The organism is Psychrobacter sp. JB193, from assembly GCF_002285555.1.
GTDB lineage: Bacteria > Pseudomonadota > Gammaproteobacteria > Pseudomonadales > Moraxellaceae > Psychrobacter > Psychrobacter alimentarius.
Window position 1 is genome coordinate 113,610 of sequence record NZ_NRGY01000003.1, and the last position, 17,817, is coordinate 131,426.

Consider the following 17,817-nt stretch of genomic DNA (forward strand, 5'->3'; position numbering starts at 1 on the left):
GTAGTGACTTTGATATACAAAGGGCCAACAATGCTTTGTTATTGTTGGCCGTTTTTTTTGTAAAATACATAACGGTTTACTATAACAATATCAGTGCCTGCGTATACGTTTGGCCTTTTACTTTTAGACTTAGTTTACAATTAGGGAACACATAATGAGCTACTTTGGCACCGATGGTATTCGCGGCAAATTTGGTCAGTTACCGATTACGCCTGATTTTATTTTGAAGTTGGGTTATGTAACGGGTCAAGTATTGATGGAAAACAATGATAATCCTGCCCGTAAACCGAGTGTGGTCATTGGTAAAGATACTCGCTTGTCAGGTTACGTTATTGAAGGGGCTCTACAAGCGGGTTTTAATGCCGCTGGTGTTGATGTTCATATGCTTGGCCCATTGCCAACACCTGCCATCGCACATTTGACCCGCAGTTTTAATGCGGATGCTGGCGTGGTTATTTCAGCCTCTCATAATCCGTACTATGATAACGGTATCAAGTTTTTTTCGGGTGATGGTAAAAAATTAACCGATGACATGCAAACTGCTATTAATGACAAATTAAAGGCAGTAATGAGTCAGTCAGAAGCTGGCGATGCCGTCATCATGCCAATTCTTGATCCTGCCAATCTTGGTAAGAACAACCGAATCAATGATGCCAAAGGTCGTTATATCGAATTTTGTAAAGGCAGTTTCCCTTATCAATACGATTTGAGTCATTTGACTATCGTAGTCGATTGTGCAAATGGCGCAGGTTATAGTGTGGCGCCAAGAGTCATGCGTGAGCTTGGTGCTAATGTGATTGCAATCAATAATGAACCTGACGGTATCAATATCAATGATGACTGTGGTTCTACGCATCCAGAAGGTCTGCAACAAGCAGTGCTGGATCACGAAGCAGATGTTGGTATTGCCTTAGATGGTGACGGCGATCGTATCGTAATGGTCGATGAAACTGGTCAACTAATTGATGGTGACGGTATTTTATACCTACTGGCTACCAAAGGTTCTACCAAAGCTAAAGGCGTGGTAGGGACACTCATGAGCAACATGGGGTTAGAGCTGGCACTCAAGGATGCTGGTATTGACTTTATGCGTGCAAAAGTAGGGGATCGCTACGTCATGCAGACGCTTGAAACCAATGGCTGGATATTGGGTGGAGAGCCTTCTGGGCACATTCTATGCTTGGATAAGAGCCGTACAGGAGATGCCATCATAGCAGGCTTACAAGTATTGGCAGTGATGCAAGCTCAAGGGCGCGCACTGAGTGATCTTATTGAAGGGTTTGAAGTACTGCCACAAAAACTGGTCAATGTACGCTTGTCTAAGATGCAAGACCCATACAAGCATGATGAGCTGGTTGTCGCCTTTGAAAAAGCACAAGCGACATTGGAAGGACGTGGTCGTCTCTTGATTCGTCAGTCAGGTACGGAGCCGATGATACGTGTCATGGTCGAGTCGGATGACATTATAGAATGTGATGTCATGGCAAATGACTTAGCTGATCTTATCAAATCCGTATTACAATAACCGCCTTTGAACGAATAAGACCAAAATAAGGAATGACCATGAGCATGGACTTCACTGACCAACGCCTGTCATACGAAAAAGGCGCACTGGATCAAACATCAATACCAGAGTCACCATTTGAACTGCTAAATGCTTGGATGAGTGAGGCAATAGAGCAAAGCGTTCAAGAACCCTATGCCATGAGTTTGGCGACTTGCGGTGCAGACAATAAACCCAGTGTACGTATTGTATTGCTACGTGAGATTACAGCAACGGGTATTGTTTTTTATACCAACTACGAAAGTGCAAAAGGACAGGATATTGCAGAAAATCCCAATGCCGAAGCCCTGTTTTTTTGGCATGAGCTTGAGCGCCAAATTCGTATCAGTGGAAAAATTGCCAAAATTGATGCAACAAAATCTGCGGCATATTTTCAAAAACGTCCACATGACAGTCAAGTTGGGGCATGGGTAAGCCAACCGCAAAGTGGTGAAGTGTCTAATCGTGAGGTTATGGAAGAAAGATTTGCACAATTGCAGGCCGATTACCCAGAAAACCTAGCCGTACCTACGCCAGAGTTTTGGGGCGGTTATGAGATTACGGTTGAAAAAATCGAGTTTTGGCAAGGACGTGCTAACCGCATGCATGATCGCCTCGTTTATGTGCAAGATAATAACAAGGGAACCTTTACTTGGACAACGAAACGCTTGTTGCCGTAAAGGCAAAGACCAGTTTTTAAAAGTATTTGATAGATAGTTTAAAAGCCATTCTAAATCCACTAATCAAGGAATTTAGAATGGCTTTTTTTGTACTATTTTTTGACTTTGTGATCGGTGTCTATATCGACCGAAACTGACATGCCGGGACGTAAACGCGCAAGCTCTGGCTGACCCTTATCTAAGTCAATCCGTACAGGAATGCGCTGAGCAATTTTGATGTAGTTGCCAGTCGCAGGATTGGCAGCGCCAGCACTAAATTCACTACCAGTTGCTGGTGATATATTACTGACATGACCAGTGAACTCTGTTCCTCCAAGTGCGTCCACCCGAACGGTTGCAGGTTCACCTATCGCCATATTTGCCACTTGAGTTTCTTTGAAGTTTGCAATAATCCATACGCCTTCAGGTACGATATACATCAACTGTGTACCTGCGCTGACATACTGCCCTTCTTTAACACTCACTTGACTGAGCTGACCAGATTCTGGCGCCGTGATGATAGTATTGTCTAGGTTAATCTGTGCTTGCTTCACACCAGCTTCAGCGCTTTTTATGTTCGCATCCAGTGAGGAGCGGCTACCGCTGGTTTTATCACGGTTTTGACGAGCGGCTTGCAAATTGGCTTCCGCCTGTTGCACACTTGCCTGCGCCTGAGCGAGTTGGGCTTTGATATGAGCCACTTCTGCTTTTGAGACAGCACCAATAGCATCTAAACCTTGATAGCGATTCACGTCCTCACGCGCGCTTTCCACGTTGATTTTGGCACTGTATAGATCCGCTTCTCGTGCTTCGATTTGTGCTTGGCTACTTTGCGTATCTTGAGTATTACTAGAACGATTGGTGAGTGCTACCTCTGTATCGGCCTGTGCTTGATCAAGCTGTTGCTGAAAGGTGCGATCGTCTATTTTTATGAGCAAATCACCTTCTTTTACAGTGGCAAAATCTTGTACAGCTACTTCGGTCACATAACCTGACACTTGCGGACTGATAATGGTCGTTTGACCTTTCACAAAGGCGTTGTTTGTCTGCTGTATTGTCGGTGTAAAAGGAGGTAATTTCCACGCATACAAAATCAAGGTCACACCAATAATAATTAGTAGTATCAATAACCCCAAATTTAAATACGATTTTTTCTTGGGCGACCAGCCAGTTGAGTCAGGAATAGGCTCTTTGGGTGGCATGGGAGGCTCATTACCAGTTGGCGTATCATCCACATCAGATTTGTCCTGACTGCTAGAACTTGGAGTTGGTTCTTGGTTGTTCTGAATGGAGTCCGTCGCAGTTTGCGTTGTACTAGTATCGGATTCTGTCTGCGATTTCACTGCTGGAGCGCCATCTGACGTTTGAGCTTTTTGAGTCAGATCATTGGATTTTTCTTGGCTCATGACGCTCTCCTGATTTTATTAAACATAGGCTTACAAGTTTTTAGTGCTGTAGAGTGAATAGATTGGGTCATTTGTTTTCACGCATTTTGGCAATCACCGCCAGTTCTTTGGCCAGTGGGTTACGTTTATGATAGCGATAATAGAAATAATTTATCAATAGAATAATGGTAGTGATAGTAGCAATGCTTGCCATCAAAAAGAATAGGTCATTGTATGCCGCGACAGTCGCCTGTTTTTGTATACCTTGTAAGACTTGGCTCATGGCTGCTACGTTGACTTGGGTGGCATCTGTTATTTGACTCGATAAAGTACGACTGGCACCAGCGACTTGTCCCATCAAAGCCGGGTCGCCCAAATTAAGTGAGCCGACCATATCTGCATAATGCGCTTGCGTACGAATCGTTGTGAAGGCTTGAATAGCGGCAGCACCTGCAAGCCCGCCGACCGTTTGTGAAATACCGAAAATCACAGAAAAACTAATAATATAGGCAGGGCCACTAGCGATAGCGCGTAAAAACCCTTCAAAAACCAGCGGTCCCATGAAGTATATAGCCGCAAATGCAATCAAAGACTGACTAAGATAAAACATATAAGGCGCTGAATTAATAGACACACTTGTATCCATCCAGGACCCTATAGCAATTAATGCCACTGCAAAGATAACGGGACGGCGTAAATCCATCGCATCAGTGCTAAAAATACTAATGATTAATGCCAAGGCACTGGCGGATAGTATGACCGCATAAAACGTAATCAGCTGATCGTTACCGTAACCAAGACTGGCAAGCAATCCTGCCGCGCCGACATTCTGCTCAGACAGCAAAATACGCATCACAGCACCAGTAATCATAAAAGCAATGATGTTGCGACTACGCATCCAGCGAACTTGCAACATAGGGTTTTTGCGATGCGTTTCAATCCACAGTGCTATGCTAATATTGACGGCTGCAATAATGAGTGAATAAATTAGCCAAGGTGTTGTCCACCACTGAATGCGGCCCTGTACTAAGAATACAGCCAACGCAGCAAGACCACTGGCAAAAAAAGCAAAGCTTAAAAAATCGAGCTTTTCGAAGACTTTTTCGGTATTACCGGGTGGCAATTCTAAAATATTAATTAACCCAAAACAGATCAATGCCAAACCAAATTGAAATAAGAATAAGTTTTCAAGCTGACCGTCGATAGCGAGATAGGGCGAGATAATTCGTGATAATGGGATACCAAATTGCACCAAGCCAAAACCCAATATCAAACCACTGGTGCGTTTGACCGTAGGCATGCCTTGCAAACAATAGAATAAACCTAGGATGGTCATACCACTAGCGACCATACCACTTAACCCTCTAGCAATAATCTCTAGATAGTAAGCATCAATTTGAATGTTAATCGCATCCAAGAAGTGACTGTTGACAAACCACTGTAAGCTTGTGGCCGCTAATAGAAAAAACAGAGTGATTTTGCTAAAAAGCGACATGCCAAATTGCTGGCGAATTTTATATAACAAAACGGTGATACAAGCATTCGTCATGTTATAACTGACAGATATCCAGCCACCTTCTACTGGTGTTAGGTTCATTTCACCTTGGATTTGCGTCAAATTCGCCACCAATAATCCGTTTTGGAAACTGGCAGTCAGACCAATAAAAATCCCGATAAGTAGATAGAATAATTTACGGCGTGCAGGATGATCAGGATTGGCTGGAGAGCCAACCATCATTGGTTGTTCATGTGGCTTAAATTGATATTCAGTATTCATGAGCGTACGACGATGTTTTGTAAGAGAGTAAATGACATGGGGCAGCGCCCAGACAGAAACTGTACCTATTGGATGGGTATCAATTAAGATAGACGCTATTCAATACGGATAAGACAAAAATATAACTTAAAAATAGCGGGCAGGATTCTATCATAATTTCTATCAAGATTTTGTCATATACACGTAACGCGCTATGCTGTTTTTAACTTATATTCAAATACTATCGTACGCCAACTTATAGATAATGGACATATGGTTGAATCAAAAATAAGAACAGCTCTCTACAGAACTGTTCTTATATAATAAAAATTAAGTAAGGGCGTTAAAGTAAAGTACTAGATGGACTCGTCATAATTTACTTCCAAACGCATGGTACGCTGATAGCTATCAAGGCTAGCGAGTTGTAAGGCGTATTGTTTTATGGACGGATAGTCCTCTAGCATCTCGCGCTTGGCAAGCATAATCAAGTCAAAAGACAACATAAAGCCAGCCCCGCTCAGTTTATTGCCAACGATAAAAGCCTTGCCAGCCACTTCATCATCCAAATAGCTCAGCAGCTTGTGTTTCTCTTCGGCAATATAATTATCCAAAAACTCATTATCGTTAATACCTGCTTTTTTGGTAAATAGTTCAAGTAATAATGGCAACATAAGCGAGCTTTCGGCAAAATGAATCCACTGCAAATACGTCCCATAATCTGCGCTATCTATAGAAGGACGCAAATGCTCTGGCGCAAATCGTTCAATCAATAGCTCAGTAATAGCCCCTGACTCAGTATAAAGTCGGCCATCCATTTCAATAACCGGAGACTTACCAAGTGGATGTACCGCTTTTAGACTCTCTGGTGCCAAATGGGTTTTAGCATCGCGTTGATGACTAATGACCGTATAAGACGCGCCAAGCTCCTCTAAAAGCCATAGGATGCGTAGCGAGCGTGATTGATTGAGATGATGTAAGCGAATCATGGTAGTGGCCTTTTGCGTGGTTGATTATGTTCACCTTAGTGTTTCATACTAACCTTTTAACTTGGCCATTAGGCGTTTGGCTGTTTCTTCTGATGACGCTGGGTTTTGCCCTGTAATCAGCAAGCCGTCTTCGACAACAAATGACTCCCAATCACCCGCTTTTTCATAGTTACCGCCATTGTCTTTTAGCGCATCTTCTACTAAGAAAGGTACGACATCTGTCAGACTAACGGCCTCTTCTTCTGAGTTAGAAAACCCAGTGACGGTTTTGCCTTTGACCAGATACTCGCCATTAATTTTGACATTTTTTAATGCAGCAGGAGAGTGGCAAACAAACGCTACTGGCTTGTCTTGCGTCACAAACGTTTCAATCAAATTGATTGAGTTTTTATCGACGGCTAAATCCCATAATGGGCCATGGCCACCTGGATAAAAGACAGAGTCAAAATCTTCTGCTTTCATATCAGCAAGTTTTTCAGTATTGGCAAGATGTTCCTGTGCTTTTGCATCTTCTTTAAAACGTTTGGTATCTTTTGTCTGCGCATCTGCTGTATCGCTACTAGGATCAAGAGGTGGCTGACCGCCTGCAGGAGAGGCTAGCGTTACGTTGACACCAGCGTCAATAAAAGCATAGTAAGGAGCGGCAAATTCTTCTAGCCAAAAACCTGTTTTTTTACCAGTATCACCGAGGCGATCGTGTGAAGTTAGTACCATTAAAATATTCATAAGTATCCTTAGTTATTATTGATGTTTGATCAAGATTTAGAAGTAACCAAGTACTAACAGCCATACTGTTTAAAGGTATGATGATTAGCACTGGGTGATTGAATAAGTTGTCATTGCTTGTCTATTTGTCACTAATAGTATTAGTGCAATGTAAACAGTTTGCAGTAGCAATATGAGTAAATTGTGTTGTTAAGTGGTTATTATTACTCATCTAATATCAACTAATAAAAAGACTATTAGTTGACGTCAGCGATTTTAACCACTGTTTTGCCGAAGTTATCACCATTTAGCATGCGAACGAAAGCATCAGGGGCATTGTCTAAGCCTTCAGCAACATACTCTTTGGTTTTGACATCACCTGATTCTACCCATTTGCTCATGGTTTCTAAGAATTCAGGATAGTGATCTCCATATTCTTCAAAAATAATAAACCCTTTAATCGTTAAGCGACGACTCAGGATAAGTCCTGTCAACATGCTCAAACGATCTTTACCTTCAGGCAAGTCCGTCGCATTGTATTGAGCGACTAGACCACAGACTGGAATACGAGCATGGGCATTCAAGAGGGGCATTACGGCATCAAACACATGACCGCCGACATTTTCGTAGTAGATATCGATACCATCTGGACACGCCGCTTTTAATTGCTCAGCAAAATCATCGGCTTTGTGGTCGATACAGATATCAAAACCAAGCTCATTAACTGCGAAATCACACTTTTCTTTACCGCCAGCGACACCCACTGTACGCGTGCCGTATTGTTTACCCACTTGCCCGACAGTAGCGCCAACTGGACCAGTTGCGGCTGCAACCACCAACGTTTCGCCTTTTTGTGGTTTACCGATATCAGTCAAACCCATATAACCCGTAAACCCTGGCATACCTAATACGCCCAAGCCATAAGAGGGGTTTTTCATATCTTTATCAAGCTTTAGGACACCTTCGCCATTGCTAACGCTATAATCTTGCCAGCCTGAGTTTGAGACCACCAAGTCACCGACTGCGAATTTATCTATATTAGATTCAACGACTTGGGCAACCGTTCCACCCATAATGACATCACCCACTGCTAAGGGATCTGCATAGCTTTTTGCATCGCTCATACGTCCACGCATATACGGATCTAATGATAAATAAACGGTGCGTAATAGCATCTCATTGTCGTTAGGCGAGGGAATATCGCTAGTCACTAAATCAAAGTTTTCAGCCTTCGGCTCACCTTGAGGGCGGCTGGCAAGTTTGATTTGACGATTTGTATTTTGGTTTTGTTGCTTATCAAAGCTCATTTTAATAATCCTTTTTTTATTTATAAATATTAGTGTTCGTTGTTAAAGGAGTAACCACTCAGTGCTGAGTAGTTACTTTAAAATCAAAAAGATATATTTTTATTATTATGGTATTTCTAATTAAGACGCTTTACTAGTAACCGCACGTTGCAAAATACGGCGTGAGACATCTAAGTCATTCTTGCCATGCTCACCCAGTTTTACCATTTTATGCGCTTCAAGCTGTTTAACGATTGGGTCGATTGCTTCTTCTGTTAAATCAACATCTTCTAAGCTGACTGGTAAACCAAGATCGCGGAAGAAGTTTTCGGTATAAACAATGGCCGTCTCGATGATAGTGTCATCATTTTGATCTGTATCGGTAATGTCCCATACGTTACGGGCATACTGAAGCAGCTTTTCTTTTTTGCTTTCTTTAAGCTCACGCATGACGGATGGCAGCACGATGGTCAAGGTACGAGCATGATCAATACTATGCAATGAGGTCAGTTCGTGACCAATCATATGGGTTGTCCAATCTTGTGGAACACCTGTACCGATGAGGCCGTTCAGTGCCATCGTAGCTGTCCACATGATGTTCTTACGAGTCTCTAGGTTATTTGGCTCTTGCTTCACCACCAAACCTTCTGTAATAAGAATTTTAAGTAAGCTCTCAGCAAATGCGTCTTGAACCTTAGCGTTCACTGGATACGTTAAGTATTGCTCCATTACATGAACAAATGCATCAGCAACACCGTTCATGACTTGACGCTCAGGTAGAGTCAATGTCTTGATAGGGTCTAAAATCGAAAATTTAGGAAAGGCCAGTGGATTGCCAAATGGCAGTTTTGCTTGGCGTTCACTATAGTTGATAACGCCACCTGAGTTCATTTCAGAGCCAGTCGCTGGTATCGTCAAAACCGCGCCCAGATCAATAGCAGAATCAAGATTTTTGCAATAGCTGATTAAGGCATCCCACGCTTGCTCACGTGAAACGGTGCCGTCTTCTTCAGTTAAAGAGGCAACCAAGGCAACAAACTTACTACCGTCAAGTACTGAACCGCCACCGACTGCCAAGATAAAGTCGATGTTATGCTCATTCACCATGTCTGCTGCTTTTAGTAGTGTCGTGAATTCTGGATTGGCTTCGATACCACCAAACTCAAATATGTCACGTGACCCACTTGCTGCCAAAGCTTCTTTTACTTCATCCAGCGTACCAGTACGCTGCGCTGAACCACCACCATAAGTGATTAGTACACGTGCATCTGTAGGCACTAATTCTGATAACTGGGTGATTTGACCTTCACCAAAGACGATACGGACGGGATTGTAATATTGAAAGTTGTTCATAAAATTCCTAAACGTTATTAGATATTTATTAAATATAAATTGTATAAAGATGACGGTAGCTTATTTGCCAATCCGTTTATTGCATCTGCGGCCATTGTACATTAATTAGACCGGTCGTCTAGTAAATTTACAAAACTCTCTAATAATGCAAATCTTCTGCCAAAGGATATTTCTATAGACGTGGTCTAAAATGACAGAATCAACGGCCCATTTGTGTGGTCGTCATCTGCCAAACTTCTGCGAGTGGGGTGTTGGTCTGACTGGTTTTAGCAATTAGGCTGGCACCTAACCAAGCAAAATACCAGCGTTTGGCCATACTCTCAGCAGCCACATTATCAAAACGGGGGACTGAGTTATCAGCCCATCCAGCTTTGATCTGTTCGGCCAGCCAATTGATGATTTGTTGATAACCAGCATTTAGGGCGAGACGCATAGACTCAGACATGTCTGCTACCTCAGCACTGAGCTTAACGACCAAGCATTTTCCATGATTACAGCCGTTTTGCTGAGTGTCATACCAGTTTTGAAAATAGTTGTATAGCTTCTGCTGAGCGCTAACATTTTGATCTGCGATGGTATCTAAGCGCTCTTTATAATGCACAAAGTAATTACTAATAATGGCTTCACCAAAAGTCTCCTTTGAGGCAAAGTAATGATAGAACGAGCCTTTAGGAATGCCTGCTGTGTCTAGTATCTGCTTGATACCAACAGCGGTAAATCCTTTTTTAGCAATAAGCTGATAGCCTATATCTAACAGATGGGTTTTGGTGTCTGGCGGGGTATTCGTCGAGTTAACAGACATAATAGTCATGTGCTCCTAAGATTAAATAAGTGGTATGAATGGATAAGTGTCATCAGTAAAGGTTAAACGAGGTTAAATAGGGCAGTACGCTTCACTTGTTTTTATCGAAGGTTATGTTGTGAAGTTACGTTTTTTCAACAAGACTTAATGACCAAATATGCTCATTCTCATTAAGTTTATGGTAGCATTAGACCAGTCGTCTATCAAGTATATGTTTTAAAGAACGTTGCTAGATGTTACTCACTGTTATAAGTTTGCTGCGAGTGTAGAGCATTATTGATAAATGAGCACCCATAAATAAATAATTACTTATACATAAGAATAATGTGGCGCTGGAATGATGTATTGTAAACCTGTCGCCAACTATTTTTACTCTAGTAGATGTTACTCAACATGACAACCACAACTATAAAATACCCAGGATAAATTATGTCAACTGATACCAATAATACCCAACCTAATGTCTATCAAGATTTTCATTTGCAATATATCGCAGGTGAATGGCAAAGTGGACAAGACGATAGTGTCAACACCGATGCCAACCCTTACAATGGTGACACGCTAGTAGAAATCCAGCAAGCGACCAGCCAGCAGCTTGATGAAGCCTATCAAGCAGCCACTCTGGCTCAAAAAGAGTGGGCGCAAACAACCCCAGCTGAGCGTTCTGCTGTTCTGTATAAAGTCGTCAGTATCTTTGATCAGCGCCAAGACGAGATCGTCGATTGGCTCATTAAAGAATCGGGCAGCACTCGTATTAAAGCCATGGTAGAGTTCAGTAGTGCACGAGCCATTACGCTTGAAGCGGCCAGTTTTCCAAGCCGTGTACATGGTGAGATTCGCCCTTCTAATACAGCAGGTAAAGAAAACTTTATTTATCGTGAGCCAATTGGGGTAGTGGCTGTGATTAGCCCGTGGAATTTCCCATTGCATCTGACACAGCGCTCTATCGCACCAGCGTTGGCCCTTGGTAATGCTGTGGTATTAAAGCCTGCAAGTGATACACCCATTACAGGCGGTTTATTATTGGCAAAAATATTTGAAGAGGCGGGTCTGCCTAAAGGGCTACTGAATGTTGTGGTTGGCGCGGGTAGTGAAATTGGTGATGCTATTGTTACGCATGATATTCCAAGCTTTGTCTCATTCACAGGTTCTACCTCAGTCGGTAAACACATTGGTGAGCTGGCAAGCGGCGGCGACTATATCAAGCAAGTGGCGCTTGAGCTGGGTGGCAATAGTCCGTTTGTTGTCCTAAAAGATGCCGATATTGAGCAAGCAGTCAAAGCTGCCGCTTTTGGTAAATTCTTGCATCAAGGTCAAATCTGTATCGCTATTAACCGTATTATCGTAGAAGACGACATTTATGACGAGTTTGTAGAGCGCTTTTTGGCTCATGTAAAGACACTGAATGTTGGCGATCCTAGCAAACAGAACACGGCAGTCGGTCCAATTATTAATGAAAAACAAGTCAAATCACTCACAGATAAAATTGCTAAAGCTCAAGAAGAGGGGGCTACGATGTTATTGAGTGGTGAGATTAAAGGTCAAGTGGTACCGCCACATATATTCACAGAAGTGACGCGCGAGATGGACTTGTCATGCAACGAAGTGTTTGGACCATTGGTCGGTATCATTCGTGCCAAAGATGAAGAGGATGCATTGTCGATAGCCAATGACTCAATGTATGGCTTGTCTAGTGCCGTCTTTACTACAGACATGCAAAAAGGATTGCGTTTTGCCCGTGGTATCAGAGCCGGTATGACTCATATCAATGATATTTCAGTAAATGATGAAAGCAATGTACCATTTGGTGGTGAAAAGAACTCAGGTATTGGTCGCTTCAATGGTGAGTGGGTACTAGAAGAGTTTACTCGAACGCATTGGATATCAATGCAGCACAAACCACGTGATTATGCATTTTAATAACGGATGACTCTGCTAAGCATCAAGCCAGATACAAAAAAGACCGCCTTAGTAGCGGTCTTTTTTTATGGGGAAAATTATTACCTAGCATGGAAACCAAGCAAGCCCTCAATTTCTTCCATGCTCATTCGTCTAACCAGCGCTTGCTCCTCTACAGATAAGCGATTGGTATGCTCTTTAATCATTTTATAGAGACTACGAGCAATTTCGGAGGTTGAGGCATAATACATTTGCGGTTGCTCTTTTGTCAGTATGATCAAAAAGCGATTGATAAGCTGACGTTTTTCGTCTGAGGCATTTTTTTCAGTCATACCATATTCTCCTAGGGGTTAACTATTTAAGCAGTCATGCTCATGAGAGTCAATGCACATAAGTGGTTTTTAAAATTCTGGGTCTTACCCAATTAATATTTTGAGCATACCGTATTCGAATATCAAACATGACATTGACAGTATATGATATTTTGAAGCTTTAAAAATACTGTTGAAAATGAAGGATTGTGATTTATTCATCATATCTAAATACTAAGAGGCTTAACACATGCCAAATCAGTCATTGACGTCAAATATTACGCTGGTTTTATTTCATAATGACCTGCGAGTTACAGACAATGCCACGTTATCAAAAGCGGCTAATCTGTCCAGTAACGGACAGTTATTGCTCGTTTATGCACCATCATTGACCGATACATTGGACAAAAAAGTCAGCCAGCAGGTTTATCTCTATGACACTATGGGTCAGGCGCGCCAGCGATTTCTGTCTGAGAGTTTGGCAGCTTTAGATGCGTCACTCGTGCAACTTGGCAATAAATTGCTGTATTTGCAAAACAACGTGGCGACATCAGACACGTTTACCCAGTTGAATGAGCTTATTCAGCAGCAAAGTGTCACAGATATCTGTGTCAGTCAAACAGCAGATTATAACCAAAACCAAGTCTACAAATGTTTGCAGGAGCAAAACCCACAAGTATGCTGGCATGTACAAACCACTGCCACGTTGTTCGATAAATTACCACTCGATGAATTGCCCAAAAGCTTTACCGCCTTTCGCAAAAAAATCGAATCAAATTATGATTTATTGCAGGCAAAAGAAGATATTGTGACTTGTCCAATGCCCAAGTCCTTGCCGCCAATGCCTGAAAATTTGCGAGACAGCCACGAATACTTTTTTGCAGCACAAGCGTTCAATGAGCCATCACAGCAACTACCTGATTGGAAAGGTGGAGAGAGGTGCGGTTTAGAGCATCTAGATGCTTATTTTGATGCCGATGCGCCGAGTATTTACAAAACCACGCGAAATGCGCTTGATGACTGGACACATTCTACCAAGCTTTCGGCATGGTTAGCCAACGGCTCACTGTCTGTAAACATGGTACTGAATCGTCTGCGTCGTTATGAGCGCGATATCATTGCGAATGAGTCTACTTATTGGATATGGTTTGAGCTGCTGTGGCGTGAGTATTTTTATTGGTATGCTATTGCCCATCAACAAAAGCTGTTTTGGTTTAAAGGCATTGCGCAGCACTCGCCATCGATCCAGTTTGATCAAAAGCGTTTGGCGCAGTGGAAAAATGGAACCACGCAATATCCTATCGTCAATGCGTGTATGAATCAGCTAAAAAGTACAGGATACATGTCGAACCGCGGTAGACAGTTAGTGGCTAGCTGTTTGATTCATGAGCTGGGTTTAGACTGGCGTTATGGTGGGATTTACTTTGAACAACAGCTGATCGATTATGATGTCGCCAGCAATTGGGGTAATTGGCAGTACTTGGCTGGGGTTGGCGCTGATCCGAGAGGATGCAGGCAATTTAATCTCAACAAACAGACCCAGCAATATGATCCAAATGGCGAGTTTATTCGTAAATGGCAAGGTGAGGTGTAGTCAATTTACCATGCCATGAATACAAGACAGTATTTTATAAAAATAGGGCAACCATATTGGCAACCCTTTTATATATTTCTACACATTCAAAACAGATTGCTAACTAAATATTTTCTAACTTTGGACGTGCTTTATTGATAGCCTTTAATAAAGATTTTTTAAACTCGCCCTTATGAAAGGTCACCAAATGTGAATGTGCGGCGCAAAAATGACGAACATCTTGCCACTCATGGGCCAAATTAGTCGCCCAATCGCAATACTGCTGACCAGCGTTTGGTTTGTCTTTTAACGCTTTTTTGGTCGTAGGATGCAGCATTAATTCAGGCAATATGGCCTCTAAGGCTTTGATCGGTGGGCTTATAAAAGTGTCATCGACATGTAAGCTTTTGCTGGCAGGATGGTAGGCCAACAAAGAGCCTGCATGAATCATCTCATTGGACGAGATATAATCAATACCTCTTACTATCGAGAACTCAAGCTCGGGGTAGCGCTGAGCCACTGCCTCACTTTCGACCAAATCTTCGGCCCATTGGACTTCAGGTACTTTTGTATGATGACGACTACTGCCATAGAAGATGGCTTGCGGAAAATCCTTTGCCATTTGTGCACAGTGCACCGTATGAAAGGGATGTAAATTGAGCACCGCTTCCACTTTTTGACCGTTATCAGTCAGTGCCATGACCTTATCTCGAACGTCACCAGTGAGCGCATAACTGTCTAAAAAGATAAAGTGCCCTGATGCTAATTGAATAAGTGAGCATTGCGCGCCAATATTTAAGATACCACCAACGCGAAACGATCCACGTATATTCCAAAACCCTGCATCTAAATCGTATATTTTATCTGACATTGTTGTTTCTTCTTAGGTAATGTTTGAAAAGAGTTGCTTGAAGTATGAGTAAGTCTCAATGGATAATAAATATCGTTCTTACCTTAAGTGTTATTTTATGATCTATCGTGATTGAAGCTCAGAACGAGCCGCGTCAATAGCAGACAGCAGTGCTGATTCAAATCTACCTTCGCCAAACTCCACCAGACCTGAGTGTGCACCGCAAAAGTATCGAGCGTCACGCCATGCGTGCGCAAGGTTCGTTGCCCAATCGCAATATTGCTCGCTTGCCGTAGCTTCATCGATTAGCGCTTGCTTGGTTGTGGGATGTAAACCCAAACTCGGTTGTACCGCATGAAACAATTTAGAAGGTGGAATCTCAAAGGTGTCATTAATATAGAGACTTTGGCTGGCGGGATGATAGACCAATAAAGAGCTTGCATGGACGTTTTCATTAGGCGAAATGTAATAGATGCCTTTAGGAAGTGAGAATTCAAGTTCGGTATAGCGTGTTGTCACAGCATCGCTTTCGACCAAATCCTCAGACCAGCTCACACCTGGTACTTGCTTATGATGACGACTACTGCCATAAAAGATGGCTTGCGGAAAGTCTTTAGCCATTTGCGCGCAGTAGACGGTATGAAACGGATGAACGTTTAACACCGCCTCAACATCTCGTCCATCGTTGGTCAGTGCCATGACTTGCTGTCGAACCTCACCCGTTAGCGTATAACTGTCCAAAAAAATAAATCGTCCTGAGGCCAGTTTTATCAGAGCAGATTGCACCCCGATGTCCATTATGCCGTTTTTAATAAAGGATCCTCGTATGCTCCAAAACCCTTGGCCTAAATCATAAATTTCATCGGTCATAAAACTGGTTCCTCAATACTGGGTTTCTCAAATTATTCATTATTGTCGTTGTAAATATTATGGTTACGAAATTGTAGCTATGAACACTGCTGAGAGTGTTTAAGACTCTACGAGTATGATTTTTTAAAGACGCAATGTCTGTAATAAAAAAGATAGAAACAATGTAGATGTGTAAAAACAAAACGAACGATATACTGAACCTTGCGCTTATTATTCGCTATGATAGTCAAAATTAGCTGGACTTTGCCACTGTACGATGGATACAAGTCTCGCTCCTATTGTCTCATTTCTATTACCCACGTCTCTCTAGCCTTTGCTGAAAGGCGTCTAATACAGTCAGCCCTATTTTGAATAATCATATACAAAACCATGTGACAGATCACAGTCAGCCAAACCAAAAGATTGATGCGATGAATAAAAAAACACCTACCATACCTGCCAGTCAGCTACCATTTAATTCACCCTCGTGGGTCTTAAAATTGACGATTGGTCTGATTGGGATGTTTGCTTTTTTACAAGTTTATTCTATTCAGGCTATTTTGCCGGTATTGATGATGGATTTGTCAGCAAGTGAAGTGCAGGCAGGAATGGTGGTCGGCGCGACCGTGCTAGCGATTGCTATTATGTCACCGTTTTTGGGTATGCTCTCTGATGCGGTAGGGCGCAAATCATTTATCGTCGGTGCGTTATTATTTTTAGCCATACCGACGGCTTTGATTGCGCAAAGTCCTAGTATCGGTTGGATGGGCATGTGGCGTTTTTTGCAAGGCTTGTCCGTACCAGGTATTACAGTTGTGACCATTGCTTATATTGGTGAGGAGTTTGAGGGACGAGCTCTGACAGAGTTGATGTCATTTTATGTGTCAGGATCAGTGCTTGGTGGCTTTATGGGCCGGTTTTTACTTGGGCACTTGCACGAGATGATCGGCTGGCGCTATGGCTATTATGTGATGGCTGGTATGACGCTGATAGGTGCCTTGTGGGTTATTAAGATGTTGCCATCGTCTCGTCGTTTTGTGGCCAATCCAAACTTTCGCTCAGCCATACAGACATTAGGCGAGCATGTGACCAATCGCTATGTTGTGACTGCCTGCTTGCTGGGTGCTTGTGTCTTATTTTCTCTTGTAGGGTGTTTTACTTTTATCAATCTGCATCTTGCCAAATCACCTTATGAATTGAGCACGGGCGCGCTTGCCAACATCTTTGCGGTATATCTGATAGGCGTGATTATCACACCGTTGTCAACCAAGCTACTCAGGCGGTTTGGTTCAGCAAGGACAGTCAGAGTTGCTGTTCTGGTGTCGATGGCTGGCGTGTTGTTGACGCTTGTTACGCCTTTGTGGGGTATCATTATAGGGCTGGCTGTGATGTCGTCGGGGGTATTTATCACGCAGTCAGCGACTATTAGCTACATCGCTGTCAATGTCAAAAAGGGACGCTCATTAGCATCGGGCCTATATTATATGGGGTACTACGCGGGCGGAACGTTAGGTGCTTGGCTGGGCGGTCTGGTTTATGCACGAGGGCAGTGGTCACTCACGGTATGTCTGCTGCTGTTCGTGCAAGTGTTGGCATTGCTTATGGCAAGTTTTGGTATGATCAAAACCAAGTCACCTGCTCCTTAAATGCCTACCTTAATAGGAACTGGCCCGTTCTACATTGGCTTTGTGATACTTACTCAAGGTTGCTTTACATAACGCTGATTTTTTCTTATTATCGATAGAGATACGATTAATTTTATTGATAGTTCAAGCAGCTATTGTCAAAAAAGACTTGCTTTTTAAAACAATGATCGTTGTATTGCTGTTCGGATTTATACTTATAATAATTTATACATAT

At 42.6% G+C, this 17,817-nt stretch carries 15 protein-coding genes; 5 read left to right on the plus strand and 10 right to left on the minus strand.

The annotated features are described in order from the left end of the window. Positions 1–154: 154 nt before the first annotated feature. Entirely contained in the window at positions 155–1,525 is a 1,371-nt protein-coding gene (gene glmM, locus CIK80_RS13695; RefSeq protein ID WP_095570487.1) for a phosphoglucosamine mutase, read from the plus strand. A 44-nt stretch (positions 1,526–1,569) separates the two neighbouring features. After that, positions 1,570–2,223, plus strand: a complete 654-nt coding sequence (pdxH, locus tag CIK80_RS13700; protein ID WP_179288408.1) for a pyridoxamine 5'-phosphate oxidase — start codon at positions 1,570–1,572, stop codon at positions 2,221–2,223. Positions 2,224–2,315: 92 nt separating this feature from the next. Here the strand turns inward: pdxH and CIK80_RS13705 are convergent, their stop codons facing one another. The 7 genes from CIK80_RS13705 to CIK80_RS13735 all read right to left on the minus strand — a co-directional run bounded on the left by CIK80_RS13705 (position 2,316) and on the right by CIK80_RS13735 (position 10,475). Beyond that, positions 2,316–3,608 carry an HlyD family secretion protein gene (locus CIK80_RS13705; protein ID WP_095570489.1) on the minus strand — a complete coding sequence of 431 codons (1,293 nt, stop codon included), beginning with the start codon at positions 3,606–3,608 and terminating at the stop codon, positions 2,316–2,318. 67 nt (positions 3,609–3,675) lie between these two features. Then, positions 3,676–5,364: an MFS transporter gene (locus CIK80_RS13710; protein WP_095570490.1), complete on the minus strand. Its 1,689-nt coding sequence runs from the start codon at positions 5,362–5,364 to the stop codon at positions 3,676–3,678. 335 nt (positions 5,365–5,699) lie between these two features. Continuing rightward, positions 5,700–6,329, minus strand: coding sequence for a glutathione S-transferase (locus CIK80_RS13715; protein WP_095570491.1), 630 nt, complete (start codon positions 6,327–6,329; stop codon positions 5,700–5,702). Positions 6,330–6,377: 48 nt separating this feature from the next. Beyond that, entirely contained in the window at positions 6,378–7,055 is a 678-nt protein-coding gene (locus tag CIK80_RS13720) for a type 1 glutamine amidotransferase domain-containing protein (protein WP_095570492.1), read from the minus strand. Positions 7,056–7,291: 236 nt separating this feature from the next. After that, the gene (locus CIK80_RS13725; protein ID WP_095570493.1) at positions 7,292–8,341 is read right to left on the minus strand and encodes an NADP-dependent oxidoreductase; all 1,050 of its coding nucleotides are present in this window, start codon (positions 8,339–8,341) and stop codon (positions 7,292–7,294) included. 120 nt (positions 8,342–8,461) lie between these two features. Further along, positions 8,462–9,673 (minus strand): iron-containing alcohol dehydrogenase, encoded by a 1,212-nt coding sequence (locus CIK80_RS13730; RefSeq protein ID WP_095570494.1) that lies wholly within the window; start codon positions 9,671–9,673, stop codon positions 8,462–8,464. A gap of 199 nt (positions 9,674–9,872) precedes the next feature. Continuing rightward, positions 9,873–10,475, minus strand: a complete 603-nt coding sequence (locus CIK80_RS13735) for a TetR/AcrR family transcriptional regulator (protein ID WP_095570638.1) — start codon at positions 10,473–10,475, stop codon at positions 9,873–9,875. Positions 10,476–10,904: 429 nt separating this feature from the next. Here CIK80_RS13735 and CIK80_RS13740 point away from each other — a divergent pair, with 429 nt between their 5' ends. Further along, positions 10,905–12,395, plus strand: a complete 1,491-nt coding sequence (locus CIK80_RS13740; RefSeq protein ID WP_095570495.1) for an aldehyde dehydrogenase family protein — start codon at positions 10,905–10,907, stop codon at positions 12,393–12,395. 80 nt (positions 12,396–12,475) lie between these two features. Here the strand turns inward: CIK80_RS13740 and CIK80_RS13745 are convergent, their stop codons facing one another. Further along, on the minus strand, positions 12,476–12,706 hold the full coding sequence (locus CIK80_RS13745; protein ID WP_062844739.1) for a hypothetical protein: 231 nt from the start codon (positions 12,704–12,706) through the stop codon (positions 12,476–12,478). Between the two features lie 229 nt (positions 12,707–12,935). On the opposite strand from CIK80_RS13745, the gene CIK80_RS13750 reads away from it, so the two are divergent. Then, positions 12,936–14,279, plus strand: a complete 1,344-nt coding sequence (locus tag CIK80_RS13750; RefSeq protein ID WP_095570496.1) for a DASH family cryptochrome — start codon at positions 12,936–12,938, stop codon at positions 14,277–14,279. Between the two features lie 103 nt (positions 14,280–14,382). Here CIK80_RS13750 and CIK80_RS13755 read toward each other — a convergent pair whose 3' ends face one another. After that, positions 14,383–15,129 carry a hypothetical protein gene (locus CIK80_RS13755; RefSeq protein WP_095570497.1) on the minus strand — a complete coding sequence of 249 codons (747 nt, stop codon included), beginning with the start codon at positions 15,127–15,129 and terminating at the stop codon, positions 14,383–14,385. A 102-nt stretch (positions 15,130–15,231) separates the two neighbouring features. Next, on the minus strand, positions 15,232–15,978 hold the full coding sequence (locus tag CIK80_RS13760) for a hypothetical protein (RefSeq protein WP_095570498.1): 747 nt from the start codon (positions 15,976–15,978) through the stop codon (positions 15,232–15,234). A 410-nt stretch (positions 15,979–16,388) separates the two neighbouring features. Here CIK80_RS13760 and CIK80_RS13765 point away from each other — a divergent pair, with 410 nt between their 5' ends. Further along, entirely contained in the window at positions 16,389–17,603 is a 1,215-nt protein-coding gene (locus CIK80_RS13765; RefSeq protein ID WP_095570639.1) for an MFS transporter, read from the plus strand. Positions 17,604–17,817: the final 214 nt, after the last annotated feature.

Bases quoted from the DNA above. Each gene is read 5' to 3' on its own strand.
- CIK80_RS13745 (WP_062844739.1), bottom strand. From the start codon at position 12,706: ATGACTGAAAAAAATGCCTCAGACGAAAAACGTCAGCTTATCAATCGC.
- CIK80_RS13735 (WP_095570638.1), bottom strand. From the start codon at position 10,475: ATGTCTGTTAACTCGACGAATACCCCGCCAGACACCAAAACCCATCTG.
- CIK80_RS13730 (WP_095570494.1), bottom strand. From the start codon at position 9,673: ATGAACAACTTTCAATATTACAATCCCGTCCGTATCGTCTTTGGTGAA.
- CIK80_RS13765 (WP_095570639.1), top strand. From the start codon at position 16,389: ATGAATAAAAAAACACCTACCATACCTGCCAGTCAGCTACCATTTAAT.
- CIK80_RS13715 (WP_095570491.1), bottom strand. From the start codon at position 6,329: ATGATTCGCTTACATCATCTCAATCAATCACGCTCGCTACGCATCCTA.
- CIK80_RS13755 (WP_095570497.1), bottom strand. From the start codon at position 15,129: ATGTCAGATAAAATATACGATTTAGATGCAGGGTTTTGGAATATACGT.
- CIK80_RS13740 (WP_095570495.1), top strand. From the start codon at position 10,905: ATGTCAACTGATACCAATAATACCCAACCTAATGTCTATCAAGATTTT.
- pdxH (WP_179288408.1), top strand. From the start codon at position 1,570: ATGGACTTCACTGACCAACGCCTGTCATACGAAAAAGGCGCACTGGAT.
- CIK80_RS13760 (WP_095570498.1), bottom strand. From the start codon at position 15,978: ATGACCGATGAAATTTATGATTTAGGCCAAGGGTTTTGGAGCATACGA.
- CIK80_RS13750 (WP_095570496.1), top strand. From the start codon at position 12,936: ATGCCAAATCAGTCATTGACGTCAAATATTACGCTGGTTTTATTTCAT.
- CIK80_RS13710 (WP_095570490.1), bottom strand. From the start codon at position 5,364: ATGAATACTGAATATCAATTTAAGCCACATGAACAACCAATGATGGTT.
- CIK80_RS13720 (WP_095570492.1), bottom strand. From the start codon at position 7,055: ATGAATATTTTAATGGTACTAACTTCACACGATCGCCTCGGTGATACT.
- CIK80_RS13705 (WP_095570489.1), bottom strand. From the start codon at position 3,608: ATGAGCCAAGAAAAATCCAATGATCTGACTCAAAAAGCTCAAACGTCA.
- glmM (WP_095570487.1), top strand. From the start codon at position 155: ATGAGCTACTTTGGCACCGATGGTATTCGCGGCAAATTTGGTCAGTTA.
- CIK80_RS13725 (WP_095570493.1), bottom strand. From the start codon at position 8,341: ATGAGCTTTGATAAGCAACAAAACCAAAATACAAATCGTCAAATCAAA.